13 protein-coding genes and 1 other RNA gene are annotated in these 13191 nt (G+C 63.4%); 12 read left to right on the top strand and 2 right to left on the bottom strand.

All coding sequences use genetic code 11. From position 1 onward, the window contains the following. Window positions 1-20: 20 nt before the first annotated feature. Together nudC and ACO07C_RS13335 are read right to left on the bottom strand one after the other, a co-directional pair. Window positions 21-962, bottom strand: coding sequence for an NAD(+) diphosphatase (nudC, locus tag ACO07C_RS13340; RefSeq protein WP_421914625.1), 942 nt, complete (start codon window positions 960-962; stop codon window positions 21-23). Between the two features lie 42 nt (window positions 963-1004). Continuing rightward, window positions 1005-1424 (bottom strand): HIT domain-containing protein, encoded by a 420-nt coding sequence (locus ACO07C_RS13335; RefSeq protein ID WP_421914624.1) that lies wholly within the window; start codon window positions 1422-1424, stop codon window positions 1005-1007. A 151-nt stretch (window positions 1425-1575) separates the two neighbouring features. Here ACO07C_RS13335 and ffs point away from each other — a divergent pair. From ffs to ACO07C_RS13275, 12 genes are all read left to right on the top strand, one after another. Further along, an RNA gene (gene ffs, locus ACO07C_RS13330) (signal recognition particle sRNA small type) lies at window positions 1576-1672 on the top strand. Between the two features lie 105 nt (window positions 1673-1777). Next, window positions 1778-3583 (top strand): DNA polymerase III subunit gamma/tau, encoded by a 1806-nt coding sequence (locus tag ACO07C_RS13325; protein ID WP_421914623.1) that lies wholly within the window; start codon window positions 1778-1780, stop codon window positions 3581-3583. A gap of 27 nt (window positions 3584-3610) precedes the next feature. Further along, a complete protein-coding gene (locus tag ACO07C_RS13320) occupies window positions 3611-3934 on the top strand; it encodes a YbaB/EbfC family nucleoid-associated protein (protein WP_227349139.1) in 324 nt (107 codons plus the stop codon). Between the two features lie 16 nt (window positions 3935-3950). Further along, window positions 3951-4358: a hypothetical protein gene (locus ACO07C_RS13315; protein WP_421914622.1), complete on the top strand. Its 408-nt coding sequence runs from the start codon at window positions 3951-3953 to the stop codon at window positions 4356-4358. Between the two features lie 132 nt (window positions 4359-4490). Continuing rightward, window positions 4491-5405 carry a cell wall hydrolase gene (locus ACO07C_RS13310; RefSeq protein WP_421917519.1) on the top strand — a complete coding sequence of 305 codons (915 nt, stop codon included), beginning with the start codon at window positions 4491-4493 and terminating at the stop codon, window positions 5403-5405. A gap of 125 nt (window positions 5406-5530) precedes the next feature. Further along, on the top strand, window positions 5531-6136 hold the full coding sequence (recR, locus tag ACO07C_RS13305; RefSeq protein ID WP_421914621.1) for a recombination mediator RecR: 606 nt from the start codon (window positions 5531-5533) through the stop codon (window positions 6134-6136). A 25-nt stretch (window positions 6137-6161) separates the two neighbouring features. After that, window positions 6162-7412 carry a lytic murein transglycosylase gene (locus tag ACO07C_RS13300; RefSeq protein ID WP_421914620.1) on the top strand — a complete coding sequence of 417 codons (1251 nt, stop codon included), beginning with the start codon at window positions 6162-6164 and terminating at the stop codon, window positions 7410-7412. A gap of 360 nt (window positions 7413-7772) precedes the next feature. Further along, window positions 7773-9416, top strand: a complete 1644-nt coding sequence (locus ACO07C_RS13295; RefSeq protein WP_421914619.1) for an ABC transporter substrate-binding protein — start codon at window positions 7773-7775, stop codon at window positions 9414-9416. Window positions 9417-9434: 18 nt separating this feature from the next. Continuing rightward, window positions 9435-10496, top strand: coding sequence for an ABC transporter permease (locus ACO07C_RS13290; protein WP_421914618.1), 1062 nt, complete (start codon window positions 9435-9437; stop codon window positions 10494-10496). After that, window positions 10493-11413 carry a nickel transporter permease gene (gene nikC / locus ACO07C_RS13285; RefSeq protein WP_421914616.1) on the top strand — a complete coding sequence of 307 codons (921 nt, stop codon included), beginning with the start codon at window positions 10493-10495 and terminating at the stop codon, window positions 11411-11413. The genes ACO07C_RS13290 and nikC overlap by 4 nt, the downstream gene beginning before the upstream one ends. Next, window positions 11410-12255: an ABC transporter ATP-binding protein gene (locus ACO07C_RS13280; RefSeq protein WP_421914615.1), complete on the top strand. Its 846-nt coding sequence runs from the start codon at window positions 11410-11412 to the stop codon at window positions 12253-12255. Before nikC ends, ACO07C_RS13280 begins: the two co-directional genes overlap by 4 nt. Next, window positions 12252-12998 (top strand): ABC transporter ATP-binding protein, encoded by a 747-nt coding sequence (locus ACO07C_RS13275; protein WP_421914614.1) that lies wholly within the window; start codon window positions 12252-12254, stop codon window positions 12996-12998. The genes ACO07C_RS13280 and ACO07C_RS13275 overlap by 4 nt, the downstream gene beginning before the upstream one ends. Window positions 12999-13191 lie beyond the last annotated feature (193 nt).

Raw genomic sequence — 13191 nt, 5'->3', positions numbered from 1 at the left:
CTGCTCCTGCAATGCCCTGATTATTCGCTGTCGACCCAGGCGCGGATGAGATGATGCGCAATGGCGCCTTTCGGCGGCGTGACCAGATTGCCGGGATGTTCCCTGGCCAGCATCAGACGAACCTCGTCGCGAAGAAACCAGCGGCAGTCCTCCAGTTCGTTGAGGTCGGCCTGGATGTCGTCATTGAGCGGCTCGCCGAAGCAGCCGATCATCAGCGAATAGGGAAACGGCCAGGGTTGGCTGGCATGGTAGACGACGCGTCCAAGCCGGATGCCGGCTTCCTCCAGAGTCTCGCGGCGCACGGCCGCCTCGATGGTCTCGCCCGGTTCTATGAAGCCGGCAAGTGCCGAATACATGCCCGGTCCGAAATGCCGGCCCCGGCCGAGCAGGCACTTCTCGCGGGTCGCGGTCAGCATGATCGCCACCGGATCGGTGCGCGGAAAATGCTCGGTGCCGCAATTCGGGCAGTGGCGCTTGTAGCCGCCGGCCCGCATCCGCGATTGCGTACCGCATTTGCTGCAGAAGCGATGGCTGGCATGCCAGGCCAGAAGTGCGGCCCCTTGCGCCATCGCGCCGGCCGCTGCCTCGTCGATCAGGCCCTGCATGTAGACAGAGCGGTAATCGATGGCCTTGATCGTTTCCGGAAGGTGCTCGGGATCGACGCCTGCCGGGACGGCCAGAACCGGTCCGCTTTCTGAAAAGCCGAGCAGGACGCCCTGGTCCAGGGACAATTCAAGAGCCTGGCTCTCGCTGGCGCTGAACCAGGGATCGAAGCGGCCATCGACAAGCTTCAGGTAGAGCCGGCCACCGTGCGCCAGCAACAGCCGTGCCGAAGGGTCGGCCAGCGCCTTCTCGACGGAATCGTCAGCCCGGTTCTCGGACTGGCGGTCGATCGTGTTGCCGGCGAAGCCGACGAACTGGCTCGGCTCGCGCAAAGGCGCGTCAAAAAGGCGGAAGCTCATGGGGACTCGTGGTGCGGCTTTCAGGATGGACACTGGACAGGCTTATAACGCCGCCTTGATGGTTTCGGCAAACCGTCGGATGTCGGAGCCCTGATAGGGCTCGCGCATGCCGTGTCCCCAGACCGGGCCAGGCCAGCCGGCATCGCCTTCCGAACGCGCGATGACATGGACATGCAGCTGGCGCACGATATTGCCGAGTGCTCCGGTATTGATCTTGGTGCAACCGGTCACCTTTTTCAGCGCCTGCGCCACCATATTGGTCTCGAAAGTCAGCATCGCCTGGTCAAGCGGCGTCATGTCGTGGATTTCTTCGGCGCCGGGCCGCTGCGGCACCAGCAGCAACCAGGGCCAGCGCCGGTCGTTCATCACCCGCAATTCGCACAGGCCGAGCCACATCAACTGCTCACTGTCCGCCTCCAGACGGGCATCCAGCGTGAATCCGGCCTTCAGGCCAGGCAGCATTGGCGTTTCCTCGATTTTATTGTTCCTCAAACTCATGAACGCTAGAGCGGCAGCAAGGGGGCTGCAAGCGAATCATTGGTTCCTCACGCTTTGGTGCGCCGATTCTTGACCGCACTTGCATTTCATCGCCGAATTGCCGATATGGGGGCCGGGAGGTTGGTGGTGGACGATCCACTCGCCAACCGGGTCAGGTCCGGAAGGAAGCAGCCCTAACGAGCCCGGAACGGGTCATTGTTCCAGCCTCCCACCTCTTCGCCTTTCTCTCGCGACATTGACGGCGCCGAGCCGTGCGAGCGAAACTATGCGCGGGAATCGGCCGCCTCCAGTCGCGGCACTTGGAGCTTTACGGGCGAATGAGCGAAGCCGGAAATCCTGGGACCGAAAAGGCCGTGGCCTATCGCGTTCTGGCGCGCAAATATCGTCCCTCGAACTTCTCCGAACTGATCGGCCAGGAGCCGATGGTCCGCACGCTCACCAATGCCTTTGCCACCGGGCGCATCGCGCAGGCCTGGATGCTGACCGGCGTTCGCGGCGTGGGCAAGACGACGACGGCGCGCATCCTGGCGCGGGCACTCAACTACAAGACGTCGACCATGGACCAGCCATCCGTCGATCTTGCGGTCCTGGGCGAGCACTGCCAGGCGATCATGGAAGGCCGCCATGTCGATGTCATCGAGATGGACGCCGCCTCGCACACCGGCATCGACGACATCAGGGACATCATCGAGCGCGTGCGTTACGCGCCGGTCTCGGCACGCTACAAGGTCTACATCATCGATGAGGTGCACATGCTGTCGACGCAGGCTTTCAACGGCCTGCTGAAGACGCTTGAAGAGCCGCCGCCGCACGTCAAGTTCATCTTCGCCACCACCGAAATCCGCAAGGTGCCGATTACCGTGCTGTCGCGCTGCCAGCGCTTTGACCTCAGGCGCATCGATGCCAGCGCGCTGGTCGCGCATCTCGGCTCGATTTCGGCCAAGGAAGGCATTTCGGTCGATGATGACGCGCTGGCCATGGTCGCCCGCGCGGCGGAAGGCTCGGCGCGCGATTCGCTCTCCATTCTTGACCAGGCGATCGCCCATGGCGGCGGCACCGTCACCGCCGAGGCGGTGCGGGCCATGCTTGGGCTCGCTGATCGCGCCCGCATCGTCGACCTGTTCGAGCATGTGATGAAGGGCGACGTGGCGGCGGCACTCGGGGAATTCCGCGCGCAATACGACACCGGCGCCGATCCGGCGGCGGTGCTGACAGATCTCGCCGAGTTCAACCATCTGGTCACGCGCCTGCGCTTCGTGCCCGCGGCCATCGACGACGCTTCGCTGTCCGAGGACGAACGGCAACGCGGCGCGGATTTCGCCAGGGCCCTGTCGGTCAGGGTGTTGTCCCGGACATGGCAGATGTTGTTGAAGGGCATTCCGGAGGTGCAGTCCTCCAACCGGCCGGTCAGCGCCGCCGAGATGGTGTTGATCAGGCTGGCGCATGCCGCCGACCTGCCGACCTTGGACGAGGCACTGAAATCCCTGGAGGGCGGATATTCCGCGCCGGGCGCAACACCACGTTCGAACGGCGCGCCGGCAGGCCCCGGCAATGGCGGCGGCGCCAGCGCGGTGGCACAGGCGCGCATGCCCACCGGTTCGGGAGGCGGCGCCCAGGCCATGCGGCTGGTCGAGACCGTGCCTGCTCCTGCCGCCTTCGTTGCCCCGCGAGAGCCGGTGCAGGAGACGCCGCAAGTGTCGGTGAAGTCGCTGGCCGATATCGTTGCGCTGGCCGATGCGCAGCGCGACATCGCCTTCAAGATCCTGGTCAAGCGCTGCATGCGCCTCGTGCGCATCGAACCGGGTCGCATCGACGTCAATCTGACCGATGACGCGCCAAAGATGCTGCTCAACGACCTGACGACCAAGCTGCGCGCCTGGACCGGCCGCAACTGGCTGGTGTCGCTGTCGAAGGAGGAGGGCGGCCAGACACTGGCCCAGATCGAATCGGCAAAGCGCGAGACCGCTTTCCTCGATGCCAAGAGCGACCCGACCGTGGCTGCCATCCTGGCCCGCTTTCCCGGCGCCAAGATCATCGACGTGCGCATTCCCGACGCCCCGGAAGTGGACAGCGACCAAGCCGATCCGCCGGTAGAGCCGGCAGCGGACGACGACGAAATTTAAACTGTATCAATCGCAAAGGAACACGCGATGAAAGATCTTCTGGGCCTGATGGGCAAGGCGAAGGAAATGCAGGCCAAGTTCCAGGCCATGCAGGACGAGATCGCCACCTTGGAAGCCACCGGTCAGGCCGGCGGCGGCCTGGTGGTGGTGACGCTCACCGGAAAATTCGAGATGAAGTCGCTGAAGATTGATCCCTCCCTGTTCAAGGAGGACGAGGTCGAGATTCTGGAGGACCTCTTGCTTGCCGCCCACAATGACGCCAAGGTCAAGGTCGAGCAGATCATGCAGGAAAAGACCAAGGCGCTGACGGCGGGATTGCCGATACCGCCTGGAATGAAACTGCCTTTCTAGCCATGGCGCCACGCCCGTGATCGAAGAACCGTCGGACAGGCTGATCGAGCAGCGGATCCGCAACAGGATCTACGAGATCCTTGAAATCCTGGCGGAATGCGATGGGGGCGTGGATCTCGTCGGCATTAATGGCTATTTCAATCTCTTCGAGGATTTCGTCCACCGCCCATCGATCGAATCCGGCAAGTCGGTTCTTTCGAAGGATGAGCGCGAGATCGTGATGGAAATCGCTCATTTCCTGGAAGCGGCCTGCCTGGCAATGCCGGACTTCACCAAGGTGGAGTTCATAGCCAGTGGCTGGCCGGAGCAGATCGCACCCAAAGCACGCGATGCGCGGACCCTGTTTCTGATTCGCGGCCTCTTTTCGGAGGAGTTCGAAGAGGCCGAGCCCGGGCAGTCCATCGCCGCGCGGGCCGCGCGATAGCCGGGTTTCTGCCATCGAACTGTGCCAATTTGAGCACTCCTGCAAGTTAATAACGCTTTAGCCATCTTTTTGCCCGAAAGTGTCTCATTCTTGCCGCAGCCTGGGGGCGGGCATCGAAATGAGGGTTGCTTGTTGATAGCCATGCGATGGAAGACGCCGCTGTTGCTCGGTGTCGTCACCTCCCCGCTGTTTTTGGCCGGTTGCAGTCAGACCACGTCGCACGGCATGTCCGTCGCAAGCCTGACCAGCGCGATTACGCCGAGCTTCCTGAGCTCGCGGCCCTACAGCCACACACCCAAGGACAAGGAGTGCCTGGAGCGCGCCATGTTCTTCGAGTCCAACCGCTCGAGCCGGGACGGCATGATCGCCGTCGGCACGGTGGTCATGAACCGGCTGCGGTCCGGTCAACATGGCAGCACCATCTGCGAGGTGGTCGGCGAGCCCGGCCAGTTCGCGCCCGGCGTCATGACCAGGCCGATGAATTCGCGCGCCTTGCCGGACGTTGAAGAAGCCGCCGACGCCGTGCTGAGGGGCGAGCGGCAAACCAAGCTGAAGAACACGATGTATTTCCACACCGCTGGCCTTCGCTTCCCCTACAAGAACATGCACTACACCATGGTTGCCGGCGGCAATGCCTTCTACGAGAAGCGCGGTCGCAACTGGCAGCCGCTGCCGGACGAGCCGCAGGTTGCGGTCGCCTACGCGGCGCCCCCGGTGTCGAAGCCCGTTGCGCCCGCGGTGCTGGTTGCCTCCGCCGCTCCGGCGCCCGTGGCCAAGCCGGCTGCCGCCAGAACCACCACCGTCGAGCCTGTCTACACGACCGCTTCGATCCAGCCGCGGGTGAAACCGGCCAAGGAGACCATGGTGGCGATGCAGGAGCCCATGCAGGAGCCTGACGCCGCCCGTTTTGGTGGTGACGTGCAGCCACGAACGATACCTTTCCAGACTGCTTCGCAACAGGCGACGATGGCCTTCGAGGCGACGCCGGAAAATACCGATGCGATCGGAGCCATGATCGCCAGCCAGAGCCGCCCGCTTCAAGACTAGGCCGCCGGCGGCGTCACGGATGCCCGGCACCGGTGACCGCTTCGCGGGCGTTGCAGGGGAGGGACTGTCAGCACGGTCCCGCCCCGCATGTTCCAAAGCGCGCGGAAAAATCCTAGACCGGTGCCATGTCGAAGCGAATCGCCGGTCCCGAGATCGAACGCCTGATCCAACTCCTGGCCAAGGTGCCGGGGCTTGGCCCCCGTTCGGCCAGGCGCGCGGCCCTTCATCTGATCAAGAAGAAGGAGCAACTGCTGTCGCCGCTCGCCGCCGCCATGGGCGAGGCAGCCGACAAGGTTCGCATCTGCTCGACCTGCGGCAACGTCGACACCTCGGACCCTTGCATGATCTGCACCGATCCGCGCCGTGATGCGGGCACGCTCATCGTCGTCGAGGATGTTTCCGACCTTTGGGCGCTCGAACGCGCGGCGGCCATGAATGTCAGATATCACGTGCTGGGGGGAACGCTGTCGCCACTCGACGGCATCGGCCCCGAACAGCTCAACATCCGTTCCTTGGTCGACCGCGTCGCTGGAGGCGAGGTGAAGGAGATCATCCTCGCCGTCAACGCGACAGTCGAGGGGCAGACCACCGCGCATTACCTCACCGACCAGTTGTCCGGCTTCGACATCAAGGTGACGCGGCTGGCGCATGGCGTGCCGGTGGGCGGTGAGCTCGACTATCTCGACGAGGGCACCCTGGCCGCGGCATTGCGCTCGCGGACAGCATTTTGACGCGATTGCCGGCCACGAGATGCGAATGAACCCAGCGTCCCTCAAATCGATCCTTGCGGTTGTCCTTTTTACCGTTGCGGCGGCGATGATTGCCGCGCCCGCTTCCGCCGGGAAGATCGACGACCAGTTCAGCGCCTGGCTGCAAAACGACCTGTGGCCCGAAGCCAAGGCGAAGGGCATTTCGAAGCAGACGTTCGACGCGGCCTTCAACGGCATCAAGCCGAACCTCAAATTGCCGGACCTGGTCTTGCCGGGCGAGAAAGCGACAACGCCGCAAAAGCAGCATCAGGCCGAGTTCGGTTCGCCGGGCGCCTACTTCGCCGAAAAGACCATCGGCGCCGTCGTCGCCGGCGGCCGGACCCGCGCGGCCGCCAATGCCGGAATTCTGACGGCGATCGAGAAGCGGTTCGGCGTCCCAGGTGAGATCCTGCTGGCGATCTGGGGCCGCGAGACCGGTTTCGGGGCGGCCAGGATGCCTTACGACGCGTTCGAGGTGCTGGGCACCAAGGCGTTCATGTCGACCAAGAAAGAGTTCTATCGCACCGAGCTTTTGGCCGCGCTGGACATCGTCCAGCGTGGGCTGGCGCCTGTCGGCGCGATGAAATCGTCCTGGGCCGGCGCGCTCGGCCAGCCGCAGTTCATGCCGACATCGTTCCTGAAACACGCGGTAGCCTACAATGGCGGCGGCCAGGCCGACATCTGGAATTCCGTGCCCGACACGCTGGCCTCCATCGCCAACTATCTCGACCACTATGGCTGGGTAAAGGGGCGCGGCTGGGGTTTTGAGGTGACGGTGCCGTCGGCGGTCTCCTGCTCGCTCGAAGGTCCAGACCAGGGCAAGAAGATTGCACAATGGGCGGCTATGGGCATCAAGCGCGTCGACGGCAAGCCGTTTCCGGCAAGCGAGCTGAAGGCCGAGGGCTTTCTGTTGATGCCGGCCGGCCGCAGCGGCCCGGCCTTCGTCGTCACGCCCAATTTCTACGTCATCAAGGAATACAACAACAGCGATCTCTACGGACTGTTCATCGCCCACGCCGCCGACCGCATCGCGCATGGCGATAGCAATTTTTCGGGAAAATGGGGCGCCGTCGGCGGTCTCTACCGGTCCGATGTCGCCGCACTGCAGCGGTCGCTCGAAGCCAAGGGATACGATGTCGGCAGCGCCGATGGCTTGCCAGGCTTCAAGACGCGCCGCTCGATCGGTATATGGCAGGCCAAGAACGGCCGAGCCGCCACTTGCTTTCCTGACGCCGACCTGGTCACGGCACTTAAATAACGCCGGCATTAGAGCCTGTTCCATCCCGATGGTATCGGGATGGGGCTCTATCTGTTTGTTTGAGCATGATCTTTTCCGAAAACCGGATTCCACTTTTCGGGATCATGCTCTAGCAGATTTTTCCCGATCGGCCGCTCCGATTGGCTTGCTTTTGCATCGACTCATCGCCGCCTGTTCTGGTTGAGTATGCCGTGCTGCAAATGCTCGTTGCCGGCTCGGAAGCCGCCGGTTATGGTGTTGACCAGCTGGACAAAAAACGCGACGTTAAAGATCAGAGGGCCGTCACGAAGCCCCATAAGAATTGTGCAGCCCTGAGCCGGGAACTCAGGTCAATAACCAACAAAACAGGGAACAATCACCATGATGATGGAAAAGTTTGCTCTACGCTCTCGTACGTTGCTGGCGGGCGCGGCGATGTCCGCGCTGCTCATTGGCGTCGCGCCTGCCTTCGCCGTTACGCCGGCCGACACGCTGGTCGAGGGCTTTGCCATCGACGACATCATCTCCATGGATCCGGGGGAGGCCTTCGAACTGTCTACCGCCGAGGTCACCGGCAACACCTATGACCTGCTGGTCCGTCTCGACCTCAGCGACACGTCCAAGGTCAAGGCCGATCTCGCCGACAGTTGGAGCGTCTCCGATGATGGCCTGACCTATACGTTCAAGCTGAAGCCCGGCCTGAAGTTCGCCTCGGGCAACCCGATCACGGCCGCCGATGTCGCCTATTCGTTCGAGCGGGTCGTCAAGCTGGACAAGAGCCCGGCCTTCATCATCGAACAGTTCGGCATCAGCGGCGACAACGTCGCCGACAAGGCCAAGGCCGTCGACGATACCACCTTCCAGTTCACCGTCGACAAGGCCTATGCGCCGAGCTTCGTCTTGAACTGCCTGTCGGCGACGGTTGCCTCGGTCGTCGACAGCAAGCTGGTCAAGGAGCATGTCGTCAAGGCGGCGCCTACCGCCGACTACAAGTATGACAACGACTTTGGCAACGCGTGGCTGAAGACCGGCTATGCCGGCTCGGGCGCCTACAAGCTGCGCGAATGGCGCGCCAACGAAGCCGTCGTCATGGAGCGCAACGACAATTACCATGGCGACAAGGCCAAGCTCGCCCGTGTCATCTACCGCAACATGAAGGAAAGCTCGGCCCAGCGCTTGGCACTCGAAGCCGGTGACATCGACGTTGCCCGCAACCTCGAGCCGAACGATCTCGACGCCATCGCCAAGAATGACAAGCTCACGACCACCAGCGCGCCGAAGGGCACGGTCTACTATATCAGCCTCAACCAGAAGAACCCTACTCTCGCCAAGCCGGAGGTTCGCCAGGCTTTCAAGTACCTGGTCGATTACGATGCGCTGAGCACGACCATCCTCAAGGGCATAGGCGAAATCCATCAGCCCTTCCTGCCCAAGGGCGACCTCGGCGCCATTGACGACAACCCCTTCAAGCTCGACGTTGCCAAGGCCAAGGAACTGCTGGCCAAGGCCGGCTTGGCCGACGGCTTTAGCGTAACCATGGATGTACGCACCGGCCAGCCGACCACCGGCATGGCGGAATCGATCCAGCAGACTCTGGGCCAGGCCGGCATCAAGCTGGAGATCATTCCGGGCGACGGCAAGCAGACGCTGACCAAGTACCGCGCCCGCAACCACGACATCTATATCGGCAATTGGGGCCAGGACTATTTCGATCCGAACTCCAACGCCCAGACCTTTGCCTCCAACCCCGACAATTCGGATGCCGGCAAGTCCCACACGCTCGCCTGGCGCAATTCCTGGGACATCCCGGATCTGACCAAGGAAACGGAAGCGGCTCTGCTGGAGAAGGATTCGGGCAAGCGCGCCGACATCTACAAGGATCTGCAGCAGAAAATCCTCGACACCAGCCCCTTCGTCATCATCCATCAGCAACTGGAAGTCGCCGGGCTGCGCAAGAACCTCAAGGGCTTCGCGCTCGGCCCGAGCTTCGACAGCAACTTCGTCGGCCCGGTCTCGAAAGAGTAACGCCAGCGGACGCGCGGCATGAGCGCGATTGAAAGCGAGGGCGGGCGCGGCAGCGCCCGCGCCGTCGCCATTGCGTCGGCGATCGGCCGTTTCCTGGTCATCGCGGTAACGACCTATCTTGGTCTGCTCGCGGTGACCTTCTTTATCGGGCGTGTCATTCCGATCGACCCGGTGCTGGCGGTGCTCGGCGACCGGGCGCCTGTCAGTGTCGTCGAGCGCACGCGCCGCGAAATGGGCCTCGACCTGCCTCTGGTCGAGCAGTTCTACATCTATGTGAAAAATGCGCTGAACGGTGATTTCGGCACCTCGGTGCTGACCACCAATCCAGTCATGACCGACATCCGCCGCGCCTTCCCCGCGACCATCGAACTGGCGACGCTGGGAACGCTGATCGGGGCGCTGTTTGGTGTGCCGCTTGGCGTGCTGGCGGCGGTGAAGCGCGGCAGCCTCATCGACCAGATCGTGCGCGTCATTGGCCTGGTCGGCTATTCAGTGCCGATCTTCTGGCTCGGCCTGCTTGGGCTCGTCCTGTTCTACGCCAAGCTGCAATGGGTGGCGTTTCCCGGCCGCCTCGACGTCGTATACGAATACACGTTCACACCGATCACAGGTCTCTACCTTCTCGATTCCGCGATGCAGGGGCAGTGGGACGTCTTTTATGACGCCTTCCGGCACATCATTCTGCCGGCCTCTCTGCTCGGCTATTTCTCGCTGGCCTATATCAGCCGCATGACGCGCTCGTTCATGCTCAACGAGTTGGCACAGGAATATATCGTTGCCGCGCGCGCCAAGGGCCTGTCGGAAACCCGCATCATCTGGGGCCACGCACTGCGCAACGCGGCGGTGCCGATGGTGACGGTGATCGCGCTCTCATACGCCGGGCTGCTCGAAGGCTCGGTGCTGACCGAGGTGGTGTTCTCCTGGCCCGGGATCGGCCTCTACATCACCAATTCGCTGCAGAATGCCGACATGAACGCGGTGCTCGGCGGCACCATCGTCATCGGCTCGGTCTTCATTGGCATCAACCTCCTGTCGGACCTGCTCTACCGCGTGCTCGATCCGAGGACCAAGGTCCGATGAGCGCCGAGATCGTCCAATCCCGCCGCGACTGGCTGCTCAGCGAGCGCCCGGCGTCACGCATGCAGGCTAGGCTCGGGCGGGCCTATGTCGCGTGGCGGCGCTTTTCCGCCAACCGGTTGGCCTTTGTCGGCCTGCTGATCATCATCGCCCTACTGGTCATCGCCGCCCTTGCCGGCGTTCTGGCGCCCTATTCGCCGACATTCGGCGATCTCAAGAATTCACGTTTGCTGGCGCCCAGCGCCGAGCACTGGTTCGGCACCGACGACCTCGGCCGCGATATCCTCTCGCGCATCCTCTACGGCTCGCGCTGGACGCTGTACGTTGTCATTCTGGTGGCCATCATCGCCGCGCCCATCGGGCTTCTGGTCGGCACCGTCGCCGGCTACGCGGGCGGCTGGACCGATGCCATCCTGATGCGCATCACCGACATTTTCCTCGCCTTTCCCAAGCTGATCCTGGCGCTGGCCTTCGTCGCGGCCCTTGGCCCGGGCATCGAGAATGCGGTGCTGGCCATAGCCATCACCTCATGGCCGCCTTACGCCCGCATCGCGCGGGCCGAAACGCTGACGGTGCGCAATTCCGATTACATCAAGGCGGTGCAACTGATGGGCGCCTCGCCGTTCCGCATCGTGCTGCGCCATATCATGCCTCTGTGCATCTCCTCGCTCATCGTCAGGGTGACGCTGGATATGGCCGGCATCATCCTGACCGCGGCCGGTCTTGGGTTTCTTGGGCTCGGTGCCCAGCCGCCGCTCCCCGAATGGGGCACGATGATCGCTTCCGGCCGCCGCTTCGTGCTTGACCAGTGGTGGGTGGCCGGCGCGCCCGGTTTCGCCATCCTCATCGTCAGCCTCGGCTTCAACCTGCTCGGCGACGGCCTGCGCGACGCGCTCGATCCCCGGAGTGGTGACCAATGAGCACGGAAACGAAGACGCTTCTCGATGTCGACGATCTGCGTGTCACCTTCCCGACCCGCACCGGAATGATCGAAGCGGTGCGCGGCGTTTCCTTCACGCTCGGCCGCGAACGGCTTGGAATTGTCGGCGAATCCGGCTCCGGCAAGTCGCAGACCGGCCGTGCCATCATGGGTCTGACTCCGCTGCAGGCCAGGATATCGGCCAACAAATTGGCCTTCAATGGCATCGATCTGCTCGGCATCTCACCGCGCGAACGCCGGGCGCTGCGTGGCAACCACATCGCCATGATCCTGCAGGATCCGAAATATTCGCTCGACCCGGTGATGAGCATCGGCCGCCAGATCGTCGAGACGCTGCGCACGCATGAGAAGGTCGGAAAGGCGGAGGCGCGCGACAGGGCGCTGGCCATGCTGGAAGCCGTGCAGATCCGCGATCCGGCCCGCGTCTTCGACCTGCATCCGCATGAGGTCTCCGGCGGCATGGGGCAACGCGCCATGATCGCCATGATGCTGATCGCCGGTCCGGAGATGATGATCGCCGACGAACCGACCTCGGCGCTCGACGTCACCGTGCAGCTCGACGTGCTTGGCATCCTCGACAAGCTGGTCAGCGAGCGGGGCATGGGGCTGATCTTCATCTCGCACGACCTGCGCCTGGTCTCGTCCTTTTGCGACCGCGTCATCGTCATGTATGCCGGCAAGGTGGTCGAGCAGCTCAAGGCTTCCGAACTCGGCCGCGCCCAGCATCCCTACACGCGCGGCCTGCTCAACTGCATGCCCAGGATCGACGACGACCGTCATCCGCTTCCGGTGCTCGACCGCAAGCCGGAGTGGGCGGCATGAGCGCTGCGCTTGTCGTCAATCAGCTTGAAGTCCTGTTCGATCGCTTTCGCGCGCTGAAAGGCGTCAGCCTCGAGGTCCAGTCGGGAGAGTCCTTTGGACTGGTCGGCGAATCCGGTTCCGGCAAGTCGACGCTGCTGCGGGCCATTGCCGGCCTGGCACCCGTCGCTTCGGGCAGCATCACTGTCAATGGCAAGAAACTCGGCGCGCACCGCGACAAGGCGTTTTATCGCGAAGTCCAGATGGTCTTCCAGGATCCGTACGGATCGCTGCATCCGCGCCAGACGGTTGACCGCCTGCTGCAGGAGCCGCTCGCCATCCATGGTTTTGCCGATGGCGAAAAGCGCATCCAGCGGGCGCTGGACGAGGTGGGCCTCGGAAACGGCTTTCGCTTCCGCTACTCGCATCAACTATCGGGCGGCCAGCGCCAGCGCGTGGCGATCGCGCGCGCCCTTATCCTCGAGCCGTCGATCCTGCTGCTCGACGAGCCGACCTCGGCGCTCGACGCCTCCGTGCAGGCGGAAGTGCTCAACCTGCTGGAGGAAATCCGTCGTCGCCGCAAGCTGACCTTCCTCATGGTCAGCCACGACCTCGCCATCATCACCCATATGTGCGAGAGGCTGATGGTGATGCAGAACGGCGAAGCGGTCGAGAATCTCAGCGCGAACGATCTTGTCGAACGCCGCGTGACGAAGGACTACACGCGCAATCTGCTGAGGGCCAGCGAGGGGTTTGTGCGAGCGTAGGCGAATTTTCTGCGCCACGTTCCGTCGCGCTCCCCTCTGGCCTGCCGGCCATCTCCCCCACGGGTGGGGAGATCGCCAGCCCCGGCGCCCCGCTCTTCATTGACGCATTGGTGATTGGCGAAAGCCGCGATGACAGCCAATCTCCCCCCGAGTGAGGGAGATGCCCGGCAAGACAGAGGGGGCGCGAAGGAAC

This window comes from Mesorhizobium sp. (genome assembly GCF_965229135.1).
Lineage (GTDB): Bacteria > Pseudomonadota > Alphaproteobacteria > Rhizobiales > Rhizobiaceae > Mesorhizobium.
Note: the sequence above shows the minus strand (reverse complement) of the source record. Positions and strands in the feature narration are given on the sequence as shown.

What these genes read in the sequence shown, in the direction of transcription:
- ACO07C_RS13275 (WP_421914614.1), top strand. Translation starts at nt 12,252, where the DNA reads ATGAGCGCTGCGCTTGTCGTCAATCAGCTTGAAGTCCTGTTCGATCGC.
- ACO07C_RS13295 (WP_421914619.1), top strand. Translation starts at nt 7,773, where the DNA reads ATGATGATGGAAAAGTTTGCTCTACGCTCTCGTACGTTGCTGGCGGGC.
- ACO07C_RS13335 (WP_421914624.1), bottom strand. Translation starts at nt 1,424, where the DNA reads ATGCTGCCTGGCCTGAAGGCCGGATTCACGCTGGATGCCCGTCTGGAG.
- recR (WP_421914621.1), top strand. Translation starts at nt 5,531, where the DNA reads ATGTCGAAGCGAATCGCCGGTCCCGAGATCGAACGCCTGATCCAACTC.
- ACO07C_RS13280 (WP_421914615.1), top strand. Translation starts at nt 11,410, where the DNA reads ATGAGCACGGAAACGAAGACGCTTCTCGATGTCGACGATCTGCGTGTC.
- ACO07C_RS13320 (WP_227349139.1), top strand. Translation starts at nt 3,611, where the DNA reads ATGAAAGATCTTCTGGGCCTGATGGGCAAGGCGAAGGAAATGCAGGCC.
- ACO07C_RS13290 (WP_421914618.1), top strand. Translation starts at nt 9,435, where the DNA reads ATGAGCGCGATTGAAAGCGAGGGCGGGCGCGGCAGCGCCCGCGCCGTC.
- ACO07C_RS13325 (WP_421914623.1), top strand. Translation starts at nt 1,778, where the DNA reads ATGAGCGAAGCCGGAAATCCTGGGACCGAAAAGGCCGTGGCCTATCGC.
- nudC (WP_421914625.1), bottom strand. Translation starts at nt 962, where the DNA reads ATGAGCTTCCGCCTTTTTGACGCGCCTTTGCGCGAGCCGAGCCAGTTC.
- nikC (WP_421914616.1), top strand. Translation starts at nt 10,493, where the DNA reads ATGAGCGCCGAGATCGTCCAATCCCGCCGCGACTGGCTGCTCAGCGAG.
- ACO07C_RS13300 (WP_421914620.1), top strand. Translation starts at nt 6,162, where the DNA reads ATGAACCCAGCGTCCCTCAAATCGATCCTTGCGGTTGTCCTTTTTACC.